Origin of the sequence: Clostridium lundense DSM 17049, assembly GCF_000619945.1 — a bacterium.
Classification (GTDB): domain Bacteria; phylum Bacillota; class Clostridia; order Clostridiales; family Clostridiaceae; genus Clostridium_AO; species Clostridium_AO lundense.
This window is the reverse complement of the sequence record NZ_JHVC01000006.1, coordinates 38,034-63,644: the sequence shown is the minus strand read 5'-3', so window position 1 is coordinate 63,644 and position 25,611 is coordinate 38,034. Positions and strand designations below refer to the sequence as shown.

Sequence of the window (25,611 nt, the reverse complement as noted above, 5' to 3'; positions counted from 1 at the left end):
ATGTGAGGATTTTTTTAAAATATGTAGTATAATATTATTAAGCAAGTGGTAATTACGTCATGACATCATAATATAGAGATGAATTTAAGGAGGTAAATATGAATAACTTTAAAAGCAATCCGCCAGTTCCTCTTTACTATACGTTAGTTGAATTTTTAAAGAAACAGATAGAAGACGAAGAGTTAAAACCTGGTGAAACAATACCATCTGAAAGAGAATTAATAGAAAAATTTAATTTAAGTAGAACTACTGTAAGAAAGGCTATAGATATTTTAGTTAATGAAGGGTTATTAACTAAAGTTCAGGGTAAAGGGACCTTTGTACAAAAGAAGAAAATGGATGATGGACTTATAAAGTTAACAAGTTGCACTGAAAGCATAAAAAAAATGGGGTTAAATCCAGGTAGAAAATTATTGAGTTCAGCAGTTATTCCTGTAACAAAAAATATAGCAACGCACATGCAAATTGATTCAGAAGAGAAGTTGTTTAAATTAGAAAGGGTATTATATGGAGATAATGTGCCAATTAATATAACAACTTCACATACAGTATATAAATATGTACAAGGTATAGAAGAATATGATTTTGAAAAAGAGTCTTTATATAACATTCTTGAAAATAAGTTTAATATAAAAATTAATCATTCAGTTAGAACTATTGAAGCAGTACTAGCAAATGAAAAGGAAGCAGAATTACTACAAATAAGTGTAGGAAGTCCTATTTTATTATTTAATGGTTTAGTTTATGGAATTATTAATGGCGAAGAAAAACCCATAGAATATTTTATATCAAAATATAGATGTGATATATCTAAGTTTTATATTGAACAAATAAGATAAATAAAAAAATATTATATAGGGAGGTACTTTATAATGAAAAAAGTAAAATCAATTTTCGCTATGCTCTTAGTTCTAATTTTTGCGCTAAGCATTGTAGGATGTGGAGGGAAAAAAGAAGAACCTAAGAAAGGGGCTAGTGATAACAAAAAAGTAAAAGTCGCATTAATATGTAGCCAAGGTGGTTTAGGAGACAGATCTTATAATGATTCAGGTTATTTTGGACTTGAGAAAGCATCAAAGGAATTAGGAGTAGACATCAAGGTTGTTGAACCAAAGGATGTTTCAGAAGGAGAAAAATATCTAACTGAACTTGCAAAGGCAGGCTATAACCTAGTTATGACACTTGAATATTCACATGCTGATATATTAAAAAATGTTGCACCTCAATTTCCAGATACAAGATTTGCAATATTTAATATAGAAGTAGATCAGCCTAATGTTACTTCAGTAATATTTAAAGAGCATGAGGGTTCATATCTTGCAGGAGCACTTGCTGCAATGGTAACAAAAGATGCAAAAGTACAGGGAATGAATGATAAAAAGGTTATAGGCTTTGTTGGTGGAATAGATTCTCCAGGAATAAATAAGTTTCTTGTTGGATATAAAGAAGGAGCCCAATCAATTGACAAGGATGTAAAGGTTTTATCAGGATATACAAATTCATTTGGTGATCCAGGAAAAGGAAAAGAAATGGCATTATCACAAATAGAACAAGGTGCTGATGTAGTTTATCAAGTTGCTGGTGGAACTGGTGAAGGTGTAATAAGTGCTGCAAAAGATAAAAACGTATTCGCTATAGGTGTTGACTCAGACCAAGACTATATAGCTAAAGGAAATGTTTTAACAAGCATGATGAAAAGAACAGATGTAGCTGTATATGATCTTGTTAAGGCATTAAAGGATGGAAAAATAAGCGACATGAAAACATTATCATTAGGTCTTAAAGAAAATGGTGTACAGTTAAGTTCAATGCAATTTACAAAAGGTAAAATTCCAGCAGAATATTTAACTAAAATTGAACAAATTAAAAAAGATATAATTGATGGAAAGATAAAAGTTACTGATGTAACTCAGAAATAATATACAGGATTATGACAAATTTAAGAATATTGCAATAAGATTTCTTATTGCAATATTCTAATAAAAAGGAGTGGTATCCTTGAAGATTATCCAAACTATAAATCTTACTAAGAGATTTGGAAACTTTGTAGCAAATGACAGCATAAATTTATCTGTGGAACAAGGGGAAATACATGCCATTGTTGGTGAAAATGGAGCAGGTAAGAGTACTCTTATGAATTGTCTTTTTGGTCTTTTAAAAAGCGATGAAGGCGAAATACATATTAAGGGAAATAAAGTGAATATAGAAAGTCCTAAAGATGCTATAAAACTTGGAATAGGAATGGTGCATCAGCATTTTAAGTTAGTACCAAGCTTATCTATTGCAGAAAATGTTATTTTAGGTCAGGAATTTATGAATGGAATAAAATTAGATTACAAAAAAGCTTTTTCAGAAGTAGAAAGAGTATCAAAATTATATGGGCTAGATATAAATCCAAGAGAAAAAATTCAAGATGTATCTGTTGGAATACAACAAAGAGTAGAAATATTAAAGATGCTTTATAGAGATGTAGACATATTAATATTAGATGAGCCAACAGCAGTTCTTACACCTCAAGAGGTAGATGAATTTTTAGATGATTTAGTTGAGCTTAAAAATAAAGGTAAAACCATAATAATAATAACTCATAAGTTAAATGAAGTAAAAAAATGTTCAGATAGTGTAACTGTTATAAGAAGAGGAAAAGTTATTGATACTGTCAAGACAAAAGATGTAGATGAAAAAATGTTGGCTAAATTGATGGTTGGTAGAGATGTTTTATTAAAAGTTGAAAAAGATGAAAGCAAACCAGGTGATTTAGTTTACCAGGTTAAAGATATATCAACTTACAACAAAAGAAATATCAAGGTTTTGGATAAGGTATCTTTTGAAGTAAGGCAGGGAGAAATACTTGGAATTGCAGGAGTAGAAGGAAATGGACAGTCTGAAATTATAAAAGTAATGTCAGGTCTTTTGAAGAGTACTGAAGGAAGTATAACTTTTATGAATAAAGACATGACTAATTCTACACCTTATAACATAAAAAATAGGGGTATAGGTATCATTCCAGAAGACAGATATAGGCATGGGTTATGCAAAAATATGATTATTTCTGAAAATATTATAGCTGGATACCATAAAAGAAAACCAATTTCTAATAAAGGTATTTTGAATCTAAGAGAAATAGAAAAGAAATCAGATGATCTTATAGAGGAATTTGATATAAGAATAGGATCTAAAACTGAAGGTGTAGGTAAGCTTTCAGGAGGAAATGCTCAAAAAGTTGTTATAGCAAGAGAAATTTCTATGAATCCTAAGGTGCTTATAGCTAGCCAACCAACAAGAGGGGTAGATATAGGTTCCATTGAGTTTATTCATAAGCAATTAGTTAAATATAGAGATGAAGGAAATGCTGTAATCTTAATTTCTTCAGAACTATCAGAGATAATGAGTTTAAGTGACAGAATAATAGTTATGTATAAAGGAAAGATTATTGGTGAACTTTCTTCTAAAGAAGCTACAAATGAGAAATTAGGATGCCTTATGGCTGGAATAAAAGAAGATGAGAAGGTGAAAGCTTAATGGAGAAAATAAAAGGATATATGAGTGTAATCATAAGACCTTTAGTTACAATATTTATAGCTTTTATAATTGGTGGAATTTTAATCGCTATATCTGGTAAAAATCCTTTTATGGCATATTCAGCATTATTTAAAGGTGCTTTTTCTGGAAATGGTGGCTTTTATAATACGTTGTTTTGTGCCACACCGTTAATATATACAGGTATTGCTACTGCCATTGCATTTAAGGCCAATATTTTCAACATGGGTGTGGAAGGTCAACTATATTTAGGAGCCTTTACTGCGGCTTATGTTGGAGCATATGTTACTGGACTTCCACATATAGCTCATGTGATTTTATGTCTATTGGCTGCAGCTGTAGTTGGAGGATTGTTTGCAGCAATACCAGGATTCTTAAAGGGATATTTAAATGTAGATGAGATGGTTGTTACTATAATGCTTAATTATGTAGCTACATTATTTACAGGATATTTAGCAAGTTATCCTTTTAAGGCAAAAGGTGTTGGTTTTGCAGCTACAGAAATTATAAGGACTTCATCAGAGTTACCAAGGTTTTCAAGAGTATCTCAATTTAATATGTCATTTATTATAGCAGTAGCAGTAGTGATTTTTGCTTATTTTTTATTTAAAAAGACCACATTAGGATTGGAAATAAGATCCATAGGGGAAAATAGAAACTTTGCAGAAGCAAATGGAATGAATACATCCTTAAAAATAGTAATGATTATGGTTATAAGTGGTATGATAGGTGGAATTGCTGGAGCTGGTGAGATATTAGGGGTACATCATAGATTTATAGCAAACTTTTCTCCAGGATATGGATGGGATGGAATGACTATAGCGCTTCTCGGTAAAAATAATCCTATAGGAGTATTCATTGCAGCTATATTCTTTGGAATATTAAAAAGTGGTGGAAGTACTATGGAGCTGGCAGTAGGAGTTCCAAGATCACTAATTAATATATTACAAGGACTAATTATTTTCTTGTTAGCAGTAGATTTGGTAATAAAGCATCCAAGATTTACAGCTCTAAAAAAATCCTTTAGTAAAAAAGTTAAAAAGGAGATGTAGAGTATGGATATAGTTTCTATATTAAATTCAGCACTTAGAATGTCTGCACCAATTATACTTGCAGGACTTGGAGGGCTTTTCACACATAAAGCAGGGGTATTAAATATAGCTCTTGAAGGAATGATGCTTATCGGAGCTTTTGTATCAGTCATAGTAAGTTATCTTACAGGAAATGTTTGGATAGCGATATTATTAGCTGTTATTGCATCATTAATCACTGGATTGTTATTTTCTGTATTTGGAATATCACTTAAAGGTAATTTTATAATTATTGGACTTGCTGTAAATATATTTGCGGCAGGTATGACATCATACATTTTGCAGACTGCTTTTGGTACAAGAGGTGTATTTTCTAATCCTCAAATTGTAGGAATTCATAGAATAAGTATACCGATGTTAAATAAAATACCTTTTATAGGCCCTATATTAAATAATCAAACTCCTATAGTTTATATAAGTTTACTATCTGTAATATTAGTAAATTTTATAATATATAAAACAAAATTTGGATTATATGTTAGGGTTGTTGGAGAAAATGAAGAAGCTGCAAAAGCTGTTGGATTAAATATAAACAAAATAAAATATTCTTCAGTATTAATAAGTTCAGTATTTTGTGCATTAGCAGGTGTTAATTTATCTTTGGAAAACCTAAATATGTTTGTTGAAAATATGACAAATGGAAGAGGGTTTATTGCATTAGCAGCTATTTTCTGTGGAAAGGGTACTCCTATTGGAACATTTATATTTAGTGTATTATTTGGATTTGCAGATTCTTTACAAATGCGATTACAAAGCTTAAATATACCAGGTAGTTTCATCCAAATGATACCATTTATTTTTATAGTAATTATTTTGACTGTTGTTGCCATTGTACAAAACAAAGGAAGATTATCAAGGGAGGGATTCGATGAATAAGACAGCGCTTTTAGTAATAGATATGGTTTATGATTTTGCAGATCCTAATGGGCTTGTTTATTATCCACAAAATGAAGAGATTTTACCAAGAATAAGAAAGGTAATAGATAAATGTAGAGAGAGAAATGCCTTGATTATATTTGTGGTAGATTCTCATAGGCCAGGTAAATATGACTCAGAACTTGCAGCTGTTAGAAAACATTGCATACATGGGACAGGCGGAGATGAAATAATGCCATGTCTTGGCTACAATGAAGAAACGGATTTTACAGTAATAAAGAGAAGATATAGTTCTTTTTATGGAACTGATTTGGATTTGATTTTAAGAGAGCATGGAGTAGAAAATATTATAATATGTGGAACTAAAACTAACTGTTGTATAAGATCTACAGTGCATGATGCTTATTTTTTAAACTATAAAGTTATTGTACCTGAAAATTGTGTTGCAACTAATAGTGATGTAGTAAATGAAGTTCATTTAACAGATATAAATAAATATTATGGAACTGTTCTTACAGAAGAAGAGCTATTCAATAAATTAGATGGTGGTGAACTGTAAATGAAGGATATTGATTTTACAGCAGTAGGGTATCCTAGTATTGATAGAATTATAAAAACAGCGACTTGTCCATGCTTTTGTAAAACTTCAATTATAACGAATGCAGATAATAACACTCCTTATTTTGGAGGATGTAATGTAAATGTAGCATATTTAGGAAGCGCATTTAATTTAAAAACCGCTTTAGCTATGAATGTTGGAAAAGACTTTGAAAGCTCAGGATTTAAAAGTTTTTTGGAAGACGAAGAGGTAGTATTGGATTGTGTAAATGAAATAAAGGAAGATGTTACGTCTTGTACTTATCTTATTACTAATCCAGATGGAGAACACATAACATTATTTTATCAAGGAGCTATGGATACAAAATACCAGGTGAATTTAAATGAAGATACAATAAAAAGATCTAAATATGGAATAATTACTGTTGGAAATCCTAAGCATAATATTGAATTTGCAAATTTATGTAAGAAGCATAATGTACCTATGGTTCTTGGTATGAAATGTGATTTTAAATCCTTTACAGTAGAGATAATTGATCAAATAATAAAGGGTTGCGAAATTTTAGTAATGAATGAAAGTGAAAAATTAGAATTAGAAAAAGCATTAAATATGAAGGATATAACTGAAGCTTTTAAAAACAATGTTACAAAGATAATTATTGTGACAAAGGGAGCAAGTGGAAGTGAAATATATCAATATAAAAATGGAGAAGTTAAAAAATATATAATACCAGTTGCAAAACCAAAAGCAGTAGTTGATACAGCTGGAGTAGGTGATGCATATTTATCAGGTTTTATGGTTGCATATATAAATGGTAAAGATATTGAGCAATGTGGAAGATTAGGTGCGGTTTTATCATCATTTATAATTGAAAAAATGGGATGTTTAACAAATGTACCAAGTGAAGAAGAACTAATGAAAAGATATAAAGATAACTATAAGGAGGAATTTTAATGGGTTCATTATATTTGGGAGTATCAAAAGAAACGATAAGCAAATATGTAATATTTTCAGGTGATCCAGGAAGAGTAAGAAAAATTGTAGCACACATGGATAATGTTAAAGAAATAGCATACAATAGAGAATTTAATACTTATACAGGCTATTATGAAGGAGTAAAAATTACAGTAACATCAACAGGTATAGGAGGTCCTTCTGCTGCGATAGCTATGGAAGAGATGTATGAATGCGGAATGGAAGTAGCAGTGAGGCTTGGAACAATCATGGGACTTACAGATAATTTAGGACATGTTGTAATCCCAAGAGGATGTATGAAACTTGAATCTACAAGCAAAACTTATGTAGATGCATCTTATCCAGCAGTAGCAGATTATGATTTAATAAATTGTATGAATGAAAGTTCAAAGAAAAATGGTTTAGTATATGAAAATCCAATAATATGCAGTATGGATGGATACTACAGTGAAATGAAAGAATTAAGATTATCTAAGAAAATGGGCATAGATGTAAAGGCAAAGATAGAAGATTTAAAGAGATATAATATCGGTGGAATAGATATGGAATCAGGAGTTGTTTTAACTCTTGCAAACCTTATGAATATAAAGGGTTGTGTAGTTACTATGACTACTGTTCTTGAAAATCTAAAGGATTATTTGAAAGATGAAGATAGAATAAAGGCAGAAGAAGATTTAATAAAGATAGTTCTTGATGGAATAAAAGTTTATGCTTCAAAGGAGATGGAATAAAGTTGAGTAGATTTAATGAAATATTCAAAGGCAAAAAAGCTATAATTGGAATGGTACATTTACTTCCACTTCCAGGAACAGCAATGTTTGATGGTGATATGGATAAAATCTATGAACAAGCATTATTTGATACAAAAGCCTTAGAAGAAGGTGGAGTAGCTGCTATTATGGTAGAGAACTTTGGGGACATGCCATATGGTAAGGAATTAAGTTTAGAACAATCTACAGCATTAGCAGCAGCAGCAGCGGTGATAAAGAAAAATACCAATCTTTCAATAGGAATAGATGCAGCATTTTGTGATTATAAAGCTGCATTAGCATGTGCAAAAGCATCTGGCGCAGATTTTGTAAGACTTGCAGTGTTTGTAGATACTGTGGAATGTTTTGCAGGTATTTTAGAACCATGTTGTGCTGAAGCTTTAAGATATAGAAAGCAAATAAATGCAGAAGAAGTTATGATTTTTGCAGATATTCAAGTAAAACATACTCATATGTTAATTCCAAATGTTGATATAATTGAATCTGCAAATGTAGCAGTAAGCTGTGGTGCTGATGCTGTAATAGTAACAGGATTAGCAACAGGCATGGAAACACCAATTGAAACAGTAAAAAGAGTTAAGGAAAATGTAAATTGTCCTGTTATTATAGGAAGTGGTGTTAGTGCTAAAAATATAAAAGAACAAATGAATATTGCAGATGGAGCTATTGTAGGCTCAAGTCTTAAATATGATAATGTTGTTACGAATAAGGTAGATATAAATAAAGTTAAAGAACTTACTCAAAGTATTAATAAATAAAATTAATTGATTTTAGGGAGTGATCTAATATGATGAGACCTATGAAACTTGCAGGAGATTATGTTTTGTTTGGCAATGGTGCCTTAGAATATTTAAAAGGGATAAATGGTAAAAAAGCTTTAATAGTTATAAGTGGAGGATCCATTGAAAGAAGCGGATATTTAAAAATTATACAAGATTATTTAAATGAAGCAGGAATAGAATCAAAAGTATTTAGGGGAGTAGAACCAGATCCAAGCATCCAAACTGTATTAAAGGGTGCAGAAGAAATGAAAAAATTTGAACCAGATTGGATTATAGGACTTGGTGGAGGTTCAGCAATGGATGCTGCAAAGGCTATGTGGATATTTTATGAACACCCACAGTTTAAGACTTTAGAAGATATAGCTGCACCAAATGTAATACCACCTTTAAGAAATAAAGCTAAAATGATATGTATTCCTACAACTAGTGGATCTGCTAGTGAAGTAAGTAGATCTATAGTTATTTCAGATCCAGAAAAGCACATTAAAGTTGGAATTGGAAACATGGAAATGATGCCCGATATAGCTTTACTTGAGCCAGGAATAACAGCTTCAATGCCTGAACACATTACGGCAGATACAGGAATAGATGCATTAACTCATGCGTTAGAAGCTTATGTTTCTAACAGAGCTAATGATTTAAGTGATACTTTAGCAGAAAAAGCTGCAATAGAAATATTTAAGTATTTACCACTAGCATGTAGACATGGAGAAGAGTTATTATACAGAGAAAAAATGCAGAACTTTTCTATGATAGCTGGTATTGCATTTACTAATGTATCTCTAGGAATTGTACATAGTATGGCTCATACTGTAGGTGGTAAGTATGGAGTAGCTCATGGATTAGCTGATGGAATAATTCTTCCATACATTGTAGAGTACAATATGCAAAGTGAAGAAGCTAAGAAAAAATATGATAATTTAGCGAAGATATTAGGTGGAAAAGACTTTGCGGAAATGGTTAGAAATTTAAATAAAGAACTTAATATACCTGCTAATTTAAAAGAAGTTATAAATAATGATGAGGATTTTGAAAAGAATTTAGAGTATTTAGCAACTATTGCAAAAAATGATGGTTGTACAAAGACAAATCCAGTAATACCAGATGTAGAAGGCTTTAAAGAATTGTTTAAAAAAGCTTATTATGGAAAGTAGGTGGAAAATTTGAAAACTAAATTAATTGGATATTTATCTTATGGTTATCCATCTATTGAAGAGAGTATAAAAATAGCTGATGTATATGCAAAATCTGGTTGTGATGTTATTGAAATAAGTTACCCTACAGACAATGCATATATAGATAGTGAATATATAAGTTCAAGAATGAGGTTGGCAATAGAAAAATGTAATGATGCAGATGCATATTTTAATGGTATTTCAAAAATAAGAGAAGAAAATCCTAATGTAGAATTATTATTATTAATATATGAACATAGTATAATTGAGTTAGGTCTTAATAAGTTTATTAAGTACTGCAAAGATAATTCTATAGAAGATATTATTCTTGTAGGAACAAAGGATGATACTATTACAAATGAATTAATGAAAAATAATTTAAAGATATCTTGCTATGTGACATTTGGTATGCCAGACAATGAGGTAGAAGAAGCTAAAAATTCCAATGGTTTTGTGTATTTACAAGCAAAGCCAGATGGCAAAGTCAAAGAAGGATATGATACTTTAGATAAGTGTATAAAGTATTTGAAAAATGTAGGAATAAAAACTCCTATTTATGCTGGAGTTGGAATTTCAACTAAAGAAGATGTTAATATGGCATCAAAGGCAGGAGCAGATGGAGTTTTTGTAGGAAGTGCAATACTTAAGAAACAGCACGATTTTAAGGAATTGGAAGCTTTTATAAAAGAATTAAAATCAGGAATTGAATAAGTTTTCAAAAGGTGAATTGCTTTAAACTGGCAATTCACCTTTTGATTATATCTCCATTTTATTTACATTTACATCCTTTATTTCTAATAAATCTTTTTCCAATGTTTGGATCTCTTCATTGCTTCCACAAAGTTGAAGTAAAATTGTTCCTTTATGAGAGCAAGAATCATTTGAAGTTTCATGAAGTCCTAATCTAGTTTTTATTATACATCCATGTCTTGTAAGAATATTTTGAACATCTACCGCATGAATATTTCTTGGATCAATGCTTACACCCATTATTGTTGTTTTATCCATAGTAACACACCTTTCATTTGCAATATATGATTAGTATGTACTAAATTTATGGAAGACATTCATAAATTTAGTGCTACAGATTTTTATAAATTATGAATGATTACTTTCATAAAAACTTCATATGTAAAATATTAAATTAATTTCAAAATATGGTTGACATTGTAAAATACATATGATAACATCTAGCTTAAATCCAAATTTAATACCGCTAAAAATACAAGTTAAAGATGATGATAGGTAGAAAACTACAGTAGTTAGTTAAAGAGAGTCAATGGATGGTGAAAATTGGTACTAACTAGTAGCTATGATCAACCTGGAATCTAAGGGCCGAAAGGTTTAGTAGGCCTTTACGGGAGCAGCCGTTAAAATGCAAAGGGTTGTTAGACCTAATAATGAGATCATTTTTTATGATGAAGTAGAGTGGTACAGTGTTAATACGCCTCTATATATCTTTTTTAAGATATATAGAGGTTTTTTTATAAATTTAAAAGGGGGCATTACTATGGATGGATTATTAGCATTCACAGTACTATTTATCATTTTTGGTTTTGGAGATTTTATATCTACTAAAACAAAGGCTATTTGTTCAACCTTATTTGTTTCTTCAGTTATACTTCTTGTTGGTTTTTGGATGGGGCTTCCTAAAACCATATTTAAGGATTCATCACTACTTCCAATGGGGTCTATATTAATTGCAATTTTAATTACACATATGGGAACATTAATGGGAATTAAAGACCTTGTTGAACAATGGAAAACTGTTGTAATAGCTTTGGTTTCTATTATAGGAATTGCGATTTTTGTTTATTTAGTAGGTACACCTATCATTGGACGAAATTATTCTGTAGCAGCAGCACCACCTATAGCTGGAGGAGTAGTTGCAGGAATTATGATGGGAGAGGCTGCTAAGGCAAAAGGACTTCAAACTATTATGGTCTTTGCTACTTTACTAGTGGTAGTGCAAGGATTCTTTGGATATCCAATTGCTTCACTATGTTTAAGCAGAGAAGCTAAGAGACTGTCAAAGAATTTAAAAAATGGAGTTATAAAAAAGAATATTGCCATAGAAGAAATAGCATCAGCGTCAGAAAATGTAAAGAATAGACCTAAATATGCTATTATTCCTGAGCTTCCAAAGGAATTTCAAACACCATCTATTATTTTAGCAAAGCTTGGTTTAGCAACTTTATTGAGTTTTAAAATAGCTGCTTTAACAAATAATGTTATTAACAAATATGTTATGTGCTTAATAGTAGGTGTCATTTTGAAAGAAATAGGTTTTCTTGAAAAGGATGGTATGACTAAAGCTAATACATTTGGACTTGCCATGGGAAGTTTATTAACAGTAATATTTGCAAATTTGATAAACGCTACTCCTGAAATGGTAGTGTCATTACTATGGCCATTAGTAATGAGTTTAATATTAGGAGTTATAGGAATAGGATTAGCAAGTATTCCTGTAGGTAAAATGTTAGGATATAGTTGGCAAATGTCTTTTGCTATAGGTATAACAGCACTCTTTGGTTTTCCTGGGACATTTATAATTTCACAAGAGGTTGCTAATGCAGAAGGTGAAAACGCAGAAGAAAAGCAGTTTATACTAAATGAAATATTGCCTAAAATGTTGGTGGCAGGTTTTGTAACAGTTACAATTGCATCTGTTGTATTGGCTGGTGTTATGGTTAAGATGCTTTAGTTTTTATTAATATCATGATTTAGCTAATATATAAATAAATATATATAATAATAAAGGGGGATTTATAGATGAAAACTTTAGAATTAGCAAATAAGTATTATAATTGGATGGTAGAGTTAAGAAGGGATTTTCACAGGCACCCAGAACCATCTTTTAAGGAGTATAGAACTTCTAAAAGGATAAAAGAAGAGCTTGAAAAGATGGGGCTTCAGGCAACTACAATAGGAGAAACTGGAGTAGTAGCACTTCTTAAAGGAGATAAGGAAGGCAAGGTGGTAGCACTTCGTGCTGATATAGATGCTTTGTCTGTTAATGAGGAAACTGGACTGGAATTTAGTTCAGAAGTACCAGGAATGATGCATGCATGTGGACATGACTGCCATGCAGCTATGTTATTAGGGGCAGCTAAAGTACTTTCAGAAATGAAAAGTGAACTAAATGGAACTGTAAAGTTTATTTTTCAACCAGCAGAAGAAATGGGTAGTGGTGCTAAAAAAATGGTAAAGGAAGGAGTACTAGAAAATCCTAAGGTAGACATGATATTTGGCATGCATATTTGGTCAGATGTTCCAGTAGGACAAGTAAGCTTACAACCAGGACCAATTATGGCCTCAGGAGATGTATGGAAGCTTACAATTAAAGGTAAATCATGTCATGGGTCTTCTCCTTGGCAAGGGGTAGATGCAATTACTTGTGCCACAGCAGTATTACAGGGATTTCATACGTTAGCTACTAGGGTAAATGATGTTAGAAATCCTATAGTAATTAATGTAGGAACTATTAATGCAGGAGAAAGATTTAATGTAGTTCCTGCAAAAGCAGAAATTACAGGAATGAATAGGGCCTTTGAAGAGTATTCTCATAGCTCTATGCCAAAGTGGATGGAAAAAGTAATAAAAAATACTTGTGAAGCTTATGGTTGCGAATATGATTTTAAATATGATTGCATATGTGATCCTACTATTAATGAAGAAGTTTCAGCCAATTTAGCTAAAGAAGCAGTAGAAAAATTAATTGGAAAAGAAAATGTTATTAATATAGAAAAGGTTATGGGGTCTGAAGACTTTTCCGAATATTTAAATCATGTTCCGGGAGCATTGATGTTTCTTGGAGGGCGTAATGAAAAAAAGAAATGTTGCTATTCTCATCATTCTAATTTCTTTAACGTAGATGAAGATGCTTTGCCTATAGGAGCAAGTAGTTATGCGCAAGTGGCTTTAGATTTTTTAAATAGGTAATTTGTATAAAAAAGGTCTGTCTCAAAACAGAAAAATAATCAATATGTTGGTTATAAAACTTATTTTGAGATAGGCCTTTTGGTTTAAAGTTAACTTTTAATATTTTATACAGGTAAGGATATATTTTTGTGATATAATTATTAGAAGTATTATATGTTTCAGTAAACAATGTAACATTTTTCAAAATTAAACTTATGTAATAATTGTGTGCAAAATATTAATGACTAGGATAGTTAAGTTATAAGAAAAATTTTTAAGTGTTTTTGCACACGTTAACAATAATTTTGTATTGGGGGATGAAAAATGGAAATATTGAATAAGGAATTTTTTAAAGAGTATAAAAAATATCCTGAAAAAGTACTTCAGTTTGGAGAAGGAAATTTTTTAAGGGCATTTGTAGATTGGATAATTGATGATATGAATACAAAGGCACTTTTTAATGGAAGTGTTGTGGTAGTTCAACCAATCAATAATGGATTGGTAAATAAATTAAATGAACAGGATGGATTATATACTTTATATCTTCAAGGTTTAAAGAATGGTATAGCTGTAAGAGAACATAAAATTGTAAATAGTATAAGTAGAGGAATTAATCCTTATGAAAATTATAATGAATATTTAAAGTTAGCAGAAAACCCGGAACTTAGATTTATAGTTTCAAATACAACAGAAGCAGGTATTTCTTTTAATGAAAATGACAAGTTAGAAGATTTACCTCAAAGCTGCTATCCAGCAAAATTAACTGCTTTTTTATATCACAGATTCAAAACATTTAAAGGAGATAAAAACAAAGGGTTTATAATTATACCTTGTGAGCTTATAGACAGAAATGGAGAAAAATTAAAGAATTTAGTTTTGAGGTATGCAGAAATCTGGAATTTAGAAAAGAAGTTTATAGATTGGATCAATGAAGCAAATGTTTTTTGTTGTTCATTAGTAGATAGGATAGTTCCAGGATATCCAAAGGATAGAATAGAAGAAGTAAGAAAAGAATTAGGTTATGAAGATCAATTAGTAGATGTAGGAGAACAGTTCCATCTATGGGTAATAGAAGGACCAGAATGGATTAAGAATGAATTCCCTGTGGACAAGGCAGGACTAAATGTAAAGTTTGTTAATAGTATGGCTCCATATAGAACAAGGAAGGTACGAATCTTAAATGGTGCTCATACTGCTATGGTTTTTGTTGCATATCTGTACGGTTTAAATACTGTAGAAGAAGTTATGAATCATCAGGTTATAGGTAAATATGTAACAGATTTAGTTTATAAAGAAATAATTCCAACCTTAAATTTATCAAAAGAAGAATTAGAAGAATTTGCAGAATCAGTAATAGAAAGATTTAAAAACCCCTATGTAAAACATTATTTAATGAGTATAGCTTTAAACTCTATGTCAAAATTTGAAACAAGAGATTTACCTTCTCTATTGCAGTATGTAAATATAAACAATGAACTTCCGAGCAAACTGGTATTTTCTTTAGCTGCATTAATGGAATTTTATAAAGGAAATAGAAATGGAGAAAATATTAATTTAGTTGATAACAAGGATATTTTAGTTTTATATAAGGAAGCTTGGGCAAACTATGATGGTTCTAAAGAAAGTTTAAGAAATTTAGTCCAAACTATATTAGGCTATGAAAAAAACTGGAAGATGAATTTAAATAAAGTTAAGGGACTTACGGATAAAGTAACAGAGTACTTATTCTATATTGAAAATGAAGGAATTACAGAAGCAATAAAAAGAGTTATGTAAATTTTTTAAAGGTGTAGGTGATAGTCATGAAAGAATTTATAAAAATAAATAAGCATGATAATGTAGTTGTAGCTTTAACAGATTTACGAAAGGGACAAATCATACAGATACAGGGAGAAGAAGTAGAACTAAAAGAAGATATAAAAAAGGGACATAAGATTGCTATAAAAGATATAGTTAAGAATGAAGATATAATAAAGTATGGTTTTCCAATAGGACATGCAATAAAGCATATATATAAAGGAGAATTTATTCATTCTCATAATATAAAAACAAATTTAAGCAGTGTTTTAAATTACGAGTTTAATCAAAGTAGTATTCCTTTTAACCAGGAGAAGAACAGGAATTTAACTTTTAAAGGTTATAGAAGAGAAAATGGGGAAATTGGTATAAGAAATGAATTATGGATAGTTCCAACGGTAGGATGTGTAAATGGGGTAGCAGATTCTATAATAGAAAGATTTAAAATGGAAGAGAAAGTTGAAAATATAGATAGTATAGTAGCCTTTAAGCATAGCTATGGATGTTCTCAATTAGGAGATGACCATATAAATACAAGAAATATATTGCAAGGTTTAGTAAATCACCCTAATAGCGGAGGAGTATTGGTGTTAGGACTTGGTTGTGAAAACAATCAAATAGAAACTTTTAAAGATACTTTAGGTGAATTTAATGAAAAAAGGGTTAAATTTTTAGTATGCCAAGATGTAGAGAATGAAATAGAAGAAGGGGTAAAAATATTAAAAGTTCTATATGAAAATATGAAAAATGACAAAAGAAAAGACATTCCATTAAGTGAATTAAAAGTTGGACTTAAGTGCGGAGGTTCTGATGGATTATCTGGTATAACTGTTAATCCATTAGTAGGAATATTTTCGGATTTTCTAATATCACAAGGGGGAACTACAATTCTTACAGAAGTTCCAGAGATGTTTGGTGCGGAAACAATTCTTATGGAAAGAGCAGAGGATTTAGCTATATTCAATAAGACTGTGGATCTTGTAAATGATTTTAAAAAATATTTTATGAGTTATGGTGAACCTGTTTGTGAAAATCCTTCTCCGGGAAATAAAGCAGGAGGTATAACAACTTTGGAGGAAAAATCTTTAGGTTGTGTCCAAAAGGGTGGGAAAGCAAGGGTGGTTAATGTATTAAAATACGGTGAAAGATTGGATAAAAATAAAAAAGGATTAAATCTTTTAAGTGCCCCTGGAAATGATTTAGTGGCCTCAACAGCTATAGCTGCTAGCGGTTGTCATATGGTATTATTTACTACTGGAAGAGGAACTCCATTTGGTACTTGTGTACCTACCATAAAAATCTCCACTAATACAGAAATATTTAATAGAAAACCTCATTGGATAGATTTTAATGCAGGTATACTTATTGAAGATAAATTACAAAATGACATATTAGATACACTTATTAACTATGTAATAAAGGTTGCTAGTGGTGAATTTGTTAATAATGAAAGAAATAATTTTAGAGAAATAGCTATTTTAAAAAATGGAGTTACATTATAATTTTAGTTAATATATAGGAAAAATAAATAAATATAATGAATATCAAAAACTAAATATGATAAAATGATTACATATACTATTACTATCTAAAAGGATTTTCTAAAAAGAAAGTCCTTTTTTCAGGAATTGGAGGAAAAGTCATGGCGGATATGAAGTGGACCAAAGAACAGGAAAGTGCTATACATACAAAAGGATGCAATTTGCTTGTAGCAGCAGCAGCAGGTGCAGGGAAAACTGCTGTATTGGTTCAAAGAATTATAGAGAAAATAATGGATAAAGATAATCCTATAGATATAGATAAAATTTTAGTAGTAACTTTTACTAATGCAGCAGCTTCTGAAATGAAAGAAAGAGTAGGAGAAGCCATATCTAAAGAATTAGATAAAAATCCAGATTCAAAAGGATTGCAAAGACAGCTTACCTTACTTAATAAAGCTAACATTACTACAATACATTCTTTCTGTCTTCAAGCTATACGTAATAACTTTCATATAATAGATATAGATCCATCATTTAGAGTGGGAGATGGAACAGAAACAGTGTTATTAAAACAGGAGGCTTTGGAGGAATTATTTGAAGAAAAATATGAAGAAGAAAATTGTACAGAGGAATTTTTACAATTGGTGGACTCATATGGAGGAAGAGATGACATAAAGGTTTTAGAAATGGTAGAAAGTCTTTATTCTTTTTCTCAAAGTCTTCCTTGGCCAGAAAAATGGCTTTTTGAAGTGTCGGAAGGATTTAATGTAGGTGAGGATTTTAAATTTGAAGATTCTATATGGGCAACCATAATATTAGAAGATGTTAAGATAGAAATGTCAGGGTTAAAAAACAAAATGGAAAGGGCCTTAAGAATTTTGGAAGAAACGGAAGGACTAGCACAATACATTGAGGTTTTTAAAGAAGATCTAAGAGTAGTATCAGCTATTGCTAATAGTAGTTGTTGGAATGAAGTTAATATGAAAATTATGAACTTTAGTTTTGGAACTCTTCCAAGAAAAAGAGTAGATGAATCTATTAAGGAAATAAAAGATAAGGCACTAGATATAAGAAAAAAGGTTAAAGAAAAAATAGAAAAAATTAAGGAAGATTTATTTGTTGGTAGTGATAATGTAGGGGAAACGTTACAAAAGATGTATCCTAGGATAAAGTGTTTATCAAAACTGGTTATGGAGTTTAATGACATATATAAAGATAAGAAAAGAGAAAAAAATATTATAGATTTTAATGATATAGAACATTTAGCACTAGAAATATTAACAGATTTTAATGAGAAAGAAGAAATAATTCCATCTTCAATAGCTATAGAGTACAGAAAGAAATTTGAAGAAATCATGATAGATGAATATCAAGATAGTAACTTTGTACAAGAAGTTATATTGAATGCAGTATCAAGGCAACCAAATATAATTTTAGAAGAGGAAAAACTTAATGAGCCTAATATGTTCATGGTAGGAGATGTAAAGCAAAGTATTTATAGATTTAGACAGGCAAAGCCAGAATTGTTCTTGGATAAATATAACAGTTATTCGGAGAAAGAAAAAAGCATTAATAGAAAGATAAAGTTGTTTAAGAACTTTAGAAGTAGAAGAGAAATAATAGATGGTGTTAATTTTATTTTTGAACAAATAATGTGTAAAAGTGTTGGGGAGTTGAATTATGATGAGGGTGAAAAATTAAATCCGGGAGCGGAATTTGTTATTCCAGAAGAAAATATAAATTATGCAGGCCCTATAGAAATGCACATTATGGAAAAGGGTGGTGCTGACACTCAGGATATAAGTTCTTATGATGAGTATGATAATGGGATATTTACTGAAGAACAGGAACAGCCAGATAACATACAATTAGAAGGAGATATGGTAGCTAAAATAATTAATAACCTTATAGCAGGAGAAAATGGACCTTTTAAGGTATTAGATAAGAATACCCAAAATTATAGAGATATTCAATATAGAGATATTGTAATACTTATGAGAGCCACATCTCAAATGGCTCCTATATTTATGGAGGAGCTTAATAATAGGGGAATTCCAGTGTTTGCAGATACTTCTTCTGGATATTTTGAAACTATGGAGATTAAAACAGTTTTAGCATTGCTTCAAATAATAGATAATCCAAGACAAGATATACCTCTTCTTGCAGCATTAAGATCCCCTATATTTTCTTTTACTGCGGAAGATGTTATAGATATAAGACTTGTGAATAGTGAAATAAGCATATATGAAGGGTTAAAGAAAATTAGTAACATAGAAGCATGTACTGATGAAGAAATTAATTATGTCAAAGGTCTACAGGAAAGCTTTATAAAAAAGGTTAAAGGTTTTCTAATTAAACTAGGTGAATGGAGAGAAAAATCGCTTAATATGAGTATAGATCAGTTTATATGGCACATTTATACTGATACTGGTTATTATGGATTTGTAGGAGCTCTTCCTGGAGGTTTGCAAAGGCAGGCTAATTTGAGAATATTATTTGAAAGAGCAAAACAGTATGAAAATACAAGTTATAGAGGGCTATTTAATTTTATAAACTTTATAAATAAATTAAAAAACAGTAGTGGTGATATGGGAAGTGCTAAAATACTTGGAGAAAATGAAGATGTGGTAAGAATTATGAGTATACACAAGAGCAAAGGATTAGAGTTTCCGGTAGTTATTTTAGCTGGTACAGGTAAAAACTTTAATCTTCAGGATATTAGAAAAAATGTACTATATCATCAACAGTTAGGATTAGGGCCAGAGTATGTGGATTTAGAAAAAAGAATAAGTTATCCTACAATTATAAAGCAAATTATAAAAAACAAAATAAAAATAGAAACTCTTTCTGAGGAAATGAGAATACTTTATGTAGCATTTACTAGAGCAAAGGAAAAACTTATTATTACAGGAATGGTAAATAATCTAGATAATAATATAGATAAATGGTGTCATATAGGTATGGAGGAAGATGATAAAATACCTGAATATGCTTTAATAGAAGGAAAAAATTATTTAGATTGGATAGTTCCAGCTATTTCAAGGCACAAAGACGGGATATGTTTGAGGGAAAAAGTTGGAGTAAGTAGTTCAGGAGAAAAAATAATATTAGATGAATCAAAATGGAAGGTGAAAATATGGAGTAGAGATGAACTTATAGAGTCAGATAAATTAGAAATAGAAGAAAGAGATATATTGAAAGAATTAGAAACATTACAGTTTTCAGCTGAAAGCAGTAAATACAAAGATGAATTGGAAAAAAGGCTTACTTGGAATTACAAGTATATACAATCTTGTACTATACCTGCAAAGTTTTCTGTATCTGAACTTAAAAGAAGATTTTCTATAATAGATAATGAAAACTCAGAACCAATTGTTAAAGCGTCTTTTCTTAAAAAACCTTTATTTTTAGAAAAGGTAAAGAAGTTTTCATCAGCTGAAAAGGGAACTTTAATGCATCTTGTAATGCAACATATGGATATAGATAAAATAGCTACTGTAGAGGATATAAATAATCAAATAAATTTAATGATAGTGAATGAATTTTTAACAGAGGATCAGGCAAAAGTAATAAAAGCAGAAAAAATACTTAAGTTTTTCAAAAATTCATTAGGGGAAAGGGTAAAAAAATCATCTCTAGTAAAAAGAGAAACTCCCTTTTATATAGAAATAAAGAGTACAGATATATTTAAAGAGCTGCCGGAAGAAATATATGGTGAGGAAAAAGTACTTATTCAAGGAGTAATAGATCTTTATTTTGAAGAAGATGATGGTTTGGTTATAGTAGATTACAAAACAGATTATGTTGATGATATTGATAAGATAAAGAAAAAGTATTCACTACAATTAAAATATTATAGTGAAGCTTTAGAAAGAATAACCGGAAAAAAGGTTAAGGAAAACTATTTATATCTTTTTCATATTGATGATTTTCTTAAGGTACATTAAAATAAATAAGAAGTCAAAGATGCGACGGATATTTTGTATCAGACAATGAAGCAGGTTCTACTGCTAGTAGAGCTATCAGTGGGTTCTGATGACGCAGTATGATGCAAAATAGCCTAGCATACTGACTTATTTATTTTTTAAATGTACCTAAGTTATAATATTTATGATTTCCTAGGGAATAATAATTCAGGACATAATTAAATAAAAATTACTTGATAATTATTATTAACTAATATATAATATTAACAACAAGGAAATTAGTAGATAAGGTGGTAATAGATATGAATAGAAAAGGAATTAAGATATCCATAGTTGGTGCAGGTTTTGTTGGCTCTACTACGGCTTATGCTCTTATGATGGAAGGGTTAGCCTCAGAAATTGTTATAGTTGATATAAATAAAGAAAAGGCAGAAGGAGAGGCAATGGATTTAGCTCATGGAGTTTCTTTTGTTAAGCCTGTAAATATAATATCTGGAGATTATAAGGATACTAAAGATTCAGATATAGTCATATTAACAGCAGGGGCAGGACCAAAGCCAGGGGAGACAAGACTGGACTTGATAAATAAAAACTTTAATATATTTAAAGGTATAGTGCCAGAGGTGGTTAAATATAGCCCCAACTCTATATTATTAGTGGTATCAAATCCTGTAGATATATTAACTTATGTGACATATAAATTATCTGGATTTCCAGCAGAAAGAGTTATTGGTTCAGGAACAGTTCTAGATACTTCTAGATTTAGATATCTTTTAAGTGATCATTTTAAAATAGATGTAAGAAATGTCCATACTTATATCTTAGGAGAACATGGAGATTCTGAAATAGCTGCATGGAGCCTTACAAATATAGCTGGTATTTCTGTTGAAGATTACTGCAATAATATTTGTAAAACTTGTAGTGGAGATTTTAAGAAAAGAATACCAGAAGAAGTTAAAAATGCTGCTTATGAGGTGCTGAATAGAAAGGGATACACAGCTTATGCTGTAGCTTTAGCAGTGAAAAGAATTGTAGAGGCCATAATTAGAGATGAAAATTCAATACTTACTGTATCTTCATTGCTTAAGGGGCAATTTGGAATAGAGGGAATATATATGGGAGTACCTTCAGTGATAGGTGAAGGCGGAATAAAGAGAATATTAGAAGTAAAGTTAAATCCTGAGGAAGAAAAGGAATTAAAAGAATCAGCTCAGGTACTTAAGGAAAACTTAGAGAAAATTCAATTTTAAAAATAATATTTACATTAAATAAAGCTCAGATGGAAAACATAAAAAATCCATCTGAGCTTTATAATTTTGCCAATTAGCTTTAAGAATACATGTCTATGAAGGAATTTAATTTAAAAAACATTATTTTCATTTAATAGTTCTTTTAGTATGGAAGCATGACGTTCTTCATCCTTTGAGGCTTTTTTAAAGTAATTACTAGCTTCCATTAAACCTTTAATTTTTGCTTTTTTACTAATGTTGTTTTTATCAGATACAGCAAATAATTCGCCTTCTAACATGAGTTTAATATTGGCAAATAAATCTTCTTTTAACATACCGTTTAAAGTAGCAAAATTTGCAGCATGATAAACTTCTTCAAAGGCTATTTCTTTTAATTTTTCTGCAATGTTATCATAGCCAAGTTTTTCTGCTTGCATTGACATGGCAAGGTATATGCCTGCTTCCTTAGTTTCACCGTTAAAATTTTGTGTTACATATTTCTCTAAATCAGTATCTTCAGTTTCTTTAAAGGAGAGTTTTTCTTCTGTTTTTTTATAATTAACTTTTCTTTTTTCTTTATACATAGAAAATATTCTTTCATATAAATTCCTATCTTTTTGTTTTAGGTCTTCTAAATAAACTAAAACACTACCAGTATATTTAATGGGTTCTCCTATTAAGGCTACTTCTATAACACTTCTTATTACATTTACAATACAGTCGTCATCGTGGTATAAGCTGCAATTACTACATTGGTTCAATACACTAGCTAAACAGTCAGCTAGAGATAAATCATCATAAAGTTTTCCATCTGAAAAAGGAATTTTTCCTATTCCATTTTCAACAAATTCATTATCAGTTTTTATACAAGAAGTAATACTTGTCTTGCAGTAACCTATTAAGCATTTTTCATTTTTACAATAGCCACAGGCATTAGTGCCAAAGCAGCAGTTACTTAATTTATTTATAAGTTCATCAAAATTTATAATTTTATTCAAATAATCAGCTCCTAAATAATAATTGCTATTATTTAGTATATATTATTTGCTGTATAAAATCAATAATTTAATTACAACATTATCTAATTAGTATTAAAATTAGCATAATATTTTTGGATATATGTTTCAAAGTTCCATTTTTGCAGAAAGTCTCTAGCACTTCTGTAGCCTGATTTAAAGAGAGCTATATTTTTTTCTTTTGAAATATTAAATTCAATAGGATCTACTCCAAGGGTTGGAATAAATACAGTTCTTTTAATATTTTCCTCTTGCGTCCAGGGTGCATCTTGCTGACTTTTCATTGTGTCTGCTATATCAAAAAGGAAAGATAGTGGATCTGTTTTCCCGGATGCTGTATAACCTAAATTGATATTATTAAATTTAAACCCAAAAGTAGGGATAGTAGGAGGAGTATCTTCATCAAATATATCTATTGGGAAGTTGCAACAAATTCCACCATCAACAATATAGCTAATTCCATCTTTGCCTTTAAGTTCTACAGGTTTAAAGTAAAAAGGAATACTTACACTCATTCTAACAGCTTTAGAAATGGAGAAACTGTCTGGATCTATTCCATAGGATGGTAAATCATCTGGTAATGTTAATATTCTTCTTTTAGTTATATCTGAAGCTATTATTTTAAGATCTCCTTTTCCATTAGATTTTAGATCACCAAAACTATATATTTTTTTAACTGTTAATAGATTATTTACCCAATCCTCTAAATAGTCTCCTGAATAAAGTCCTTTTTCTTTAACAAAACCGATAGCTTTCCCCACTAGTGGAAATCTTTGAAGTTTGTTGGCATCTAAAAATTTTAAAAAGTTTAAATTTATTATCATGTCTTTAAGATTCTTAGATGAATATCCTGCAGAAATCAGAGAAGCTATCAAAGCGCCAGCAGAAGTGCCAGCAACTTTGTTCCAAGTGTAACCTTTTTGCTCAAAATAAGAAAGGGCTCCTATTATACCAATTCCTCTCATACCGCCACCTTCAAAAATTGCATTTGCGTTCAATTAAAAACCTCCTTAACAAAGTATTGCACAAAATTTTCTTATTAAATTTAAACTATTATTTTATATGCTTAATATAGTGTATTCAATGAATGTTTTGGCTGTGTTACTGGATAAATTGTGGATTAAAAAAAATAAAAAGAGTATAATAAACGTAAAAAAGTTAATTTTTTAGTGAGGAGTGATTAGATGTCAGATGTTATAGAAAGATTTCTAAAGTATGTTACCTATAATACGAAATCAGATGAATTTACAAATGTAACACCAAGTACACCTGGACAAATGGTTTTTGCTAAAGAACTTGGAAAAGAACTAAAAGATATTGGATTATCAAATGTTTTAGTAGATGAAAATGGGTATGTTATGGGGGAAATCCCTTCCAATATAGATAAAAAGGTTCCAACAATAGGTTTTATTGCACATATGGATACAAGTCCAGATATGAGTGGCGAAAATGTAAAGCCTAGATTTGTAGAAGATTATAATGGCGAAGATATAGTGTTAAATGAAAATAAAAATATAGTTTTATCACCTAAGGATTTTCTAGAACTTAAAGATTATATAGGAAAAACTTTAATAACCACAGATGGAACTACACTTTTAGGAGCAGATGATAAAGCTGGTATAGCGGAAATTATAGCTTCTATGAATTATTTAATTCATAATCCTCAAATTAAACATGGAAAAATATGTGTGGCATTTACTCCAGATGAAGAAATTGGAGCTGGAGCAGATCATTTTGATGTGAAAAAATTTGGAGCTGATTTTGCTTATACTATAGATGGAGGAGCTATTGGAGAGCTAGAATTTGAAAATTTTAATGCTGCTGGAGCCAAAATATTAATAACTGGAAGAAATGTTCATCCAGGTTATGCTAAGGATAAAATGATAAATTCAATTACTATAGCTAGTGAGTTAATGAGAAGCCTTCCAGAAAATGAAGTCCCAGAAAAAACTGAAGGTTATGAAGGGTTTTATCATTTAACATCTATAAATGGTGAAATAGAAGAAACAAAATTAAGCTACATAATAAGGGATTTTGATAAAGATAATTTTGAAAAAAGAAAAGAATATTTAAAGAATATAGTTCAAAATTTAAATGACAAGTACGGAAAAAATACCATTATTTTGGAATTGAAAGATCAATACAATAACATGAGAGAAAAGGTAGAGCCTGTAAAATATATTGTTGATATTGCTTATAAGGCTATGGAAAAGGCAGAAGTTACTCCTAAGGTAACTCCAATAAGAGGAGGTACAGATGGAGCAAGACTTTCTTTTATGGGAATTCCAACTCCTAATATATTTACTGGGGGACATAATTTTCATGGTAAATATGAATATATTCCTACTTTTGCTATGGAAAAGGCTGTAGAAGTAATATTAAATATAGTTGAATTAGGTACAAATTTATAGAATAATACAAACTTATAAAATAATAGTTATATATGTGTAAAAGGCTGCATACATTTATTAAT

At 30.2% G+C, this 25,611-nt stretch carries 21 protein-coding genes and 1 other annotated feature; of the genes, 18 read left to right on the top strand and 3 right to left on the bottom strand.

The window, feature by feature from the left end:
* Window positions 1-98: 98 nt before the first annotated feature.
* The 11 genes from T514_RS0107745 (at window position 99) to trpA (ending at window position 10,479) form a co-directional block, all read left to right on the top strand.
* Complete coding sequence (locus tag T514_RS0107745) at window positions 99-839, top strand: GntR family transcriptional regulator (RefSeq protein WP_027624259.1); 741 nt, start codon at window positions 99-101, stop codon at window positions 837-839.
* A 33-nt stretch (window positions 840-872) separates the two neighbouring features.
* Window positions 873-1,919 carry a BMP family lipoprotein gene (locus T514_RS0107740; RefSeq protein WP_027624258.1) on the top strand — a complete coding sequence of 349 codons (1,047 nt, stop codon included), beginning with the start codon at window positions 873-875 and terminating at the stop codon, window positions 1,917-1,919.
* Between the two features lie 79 nt (window positions 1,920-1,998).
* On the top strand, window positions 1,999-3,522 hold the full coding sequence (locus tag T514_RS0107735) for an ABC transporter ATP-binding protein (protein ID WP_027624257.1): 1,524 nt from the start codon (window positions 1,999-2,001) through the stop codon (window positions 3,520-3,522).
* The gene (locus T514_RS0107730) at window positions 3,522-4,592 is read left to right on the top strand and encodes an ABC transporter permease (RefSeq protein WP_027624256.1); all 1,071 of its coding nucleotides are present in this window, start codon (window positions 3,522-3,524) and stop codon (window positions 4,590-4,592) included. The genes T514_RS0107735 and T514_RS0107730 overlap by 1 nt, the downstream gene beginning before the upstream one ends.
* Window positions 4,593-4,595: 3 nt before the next feature.
* The gene (locus T514_RS0107725) at window positions 4,596-5,507 is read left to right on the top strand and encodes an ABC transporter permease (RefSeq protein WP_027624255.1); all 912 of its coding nucleotides are present in this window, start codon (window positions 4,596-4,598) and stop codon (window positions 5,505-5,507) included.
* On the top strand, window positions 5,500-6,066 hold the full coding sequence (locus T514_RS0107720) for a cysteine hydrolase family protein (protein ID WP_027624254.1): 567 nt from the start codon (window positions 5,500-5,502) through the stop codon (window positions 6,064-6,066). The genes T514_RS0107725 and T514_RS0107720 overlap by 8 nt, the downstream gene beginning before the upstream one ends.
* Window positions 6,067-7,020: a PfkB family carbohydrate kinase gene (locus tag T514_RS0107715; protein ID WP_027624253.1), complete on the top strand. Its 954-nt coding sequence runs from the start codon at window positions 6,067-6,069 to the stop codon at window positions 7,018-7,020.
* Entirely contained in the window at window positions 7,020-7,772 is a 753-nt protein-coding gene (locus T514_RS0107710; RefSeq protein ID WP_027624252.1) for a nucleoside phosphorylase, read from the top strand. Before T514_RS0107715 ends, T514_RS0107710 begins: the two co-directional genes overlap by 1 nt.
* Window positions 7,773-7,774: 2 nt before the next feature.
* Window positions 7,775-8,569: a BtpA/SgcQ family protein gene (locus tag T514_RS0107705; protein WP_027624251.1), complete on the top strand. Its 795-nt coding sequence runs from the start codon at window positions 7,775-7,777 to the stop codon at window positions 8,567-8,569.
* Between the two features lie 29 nt (window positions 8,570-8,598).
* A complete protein-coding gene (locus tag T514_RS0107700) occupies window positions 8,599-9,747 on the top strand; it encodes an iron-containing alcohol dehydrogenase (protein ID WP_027624250.1) in 1,149 nt (382 codons plus the stop codon).
* A gap of 9 nt (window positions 9,748-9,756) precedes the next feature.
* On the top strand, window positions 9,757-10,479 hold the full coding sequence (gene trpA / locus T514_RS0107695) for a tryptophan synthase subunit alpha (protein WP_034868527.1): 723 nt from the start codon (window positions 9,757-9,759) through the stop codon (window positions 10,477-10,479).
* A gap of 45 nt (window positions 10,480-10,524) precedes the next feature.
* Here the strand turns inward: trpA and T514_RS0107690 are convergent, their stop codons facing one another.
* Window positions 10,525-10,776, bottom strand: a complete 252-nt coding sequence (locus T514_RS0107690) for a CPF_0552 family protein (protein ID WP_027624248.1) — start codon at window positions 10,774-10,776, stop codon at window positions 10,525-10,527.
* A 221-nt stretch (window positions 10,777-10,997) separates the two neighbouring features.
* Window positions 10,998-11,223, top strand: a binding site (T-box leader).
* Window positions 11,224-11,278: 55 nt separating this feature from the next.
* On the opposite strand from T514_RS0107690, the gene T514_RS0107685 reads away from it, so the two are divergent.
* The 6 genes from T514_RS0107685 (at window position 11,279) to T514_RS0107660 (ending at window position 22,143) form a co-directional block, all read left to right on the top strand.
* Window positions 11,279-12,472, top strand: a complete 1,194-nt coding sequence (locus tag T514_RS0107685; protein WP_027624247.1) for a hypothetical protein — start codon at window positions 11,279-11,281, stop codon at window positions 12,470-12,472.
* A 68-nt stretch (window positions 12,473-12,540) separates the two neighbouring features.
* A complete protein-coding gene (locus T514_RS0107680) occupies window positions 12,541-13,710 on the top strand; it encodes a M20 metallopeptidase family protein (protein WP_027624246.1) in 1,170 nt (389 codons plus the stop codon).
* Between the two features lie 303 nt (window positions 13,711-14,013).
* Window positions 14,014-15,465, top strand: coding sequence for a tagaturonate reductase (locus T514_RS0107675; RefSeq protein ID WP_027624245.1), 1,452 nt, complete (start codon window positions 14,014-14,016; stop codon window positions 15,463-15,465).
* A gap of 26 nt (window positions 15,466-15,491) precedes the next feature.
* Window positions 15,492-16,988 (top strand): UxaA family hydrolase, encoded by a 1,497-nt coding sequence (locus T514_RS0107670; RefSeq protein WP_027624244.1) that lies wholly within the window; start codon window positions 15,492-15,494, stop codon window positions 16,986-16,988.
* A gap of 140 nt (window positions 16,989-17,128) precedes the next feature.
* Window positions 17,129-20,914: a helicase-exonuclease AddAB subunit AddA gene (gene addA / locus T514_RS0107665; RefSeq protein ID WP_027624243.1), complete on the top strand. Its 3,786-nt coding sequence runs from the start codon at window positions 17,129-17,131 to the stop codon at window positions 20,912-20,914.
* Between the two features lie 281 nt (window positions 20,915-21,195).
* Complete coding sequence (locus tag T514_RS0107660; protein ID WP_027624242.1) at window positions 21,196-22,143, top strand: L-lactate dehydrogenase; 948 nt, start codon at window positions 21,196-21,198, stop codon at window positions 22,141-22,143.
* 110 nt (window positions 22,144-22,253) lie between these two features.
* On the opposite strand, the gene T514_RS27270 is transcribed toward T514_RS0107660, so the two are convergent.
* On the bottom strand, window positions 22,254-23,120 hold the full coding sequence (locus T514_RS27270) for a ferritin-like domain-containing protein (protein WP_242850570.1): 867 nt from the start codon (window positions 23,118-23,120) through the stop codon (window positions 22,254-22,256).
* Between the two features lie 83 nt (window positions 23,121-23,203).
* The gene (locus T514_RS0107645) at window positions 23,204-24,136 is read right to left on the bottom strand and encodes a patatin-like phospholipase family protein (protein ID WP_027624241.1); all 933 of its coding nucleotides are present in this window, start codon (window positions 24,134-24,136) and stop codon (window positions 23,204-23,206) included.
* Window positions 24,137-24,322: 186 nt separating this feature from the next.
* Between T514_RS0107645 and pepT the strand changes: the two genes are divergently transcribed.
* Window positions 24,323-25,549 (top strand): peptidase T, encoded by a 1,227-nt coding sequence (gene pepT / locus T514_RS0107640; RefSeq protein ID WP_027624240.1) that lies wholly within the window; start codon window positions 24,323-24,325, stop codon window positions 25,547-25,549.
* Window positions 25,550-25,611: the final 62 nt, after the last annotated feature.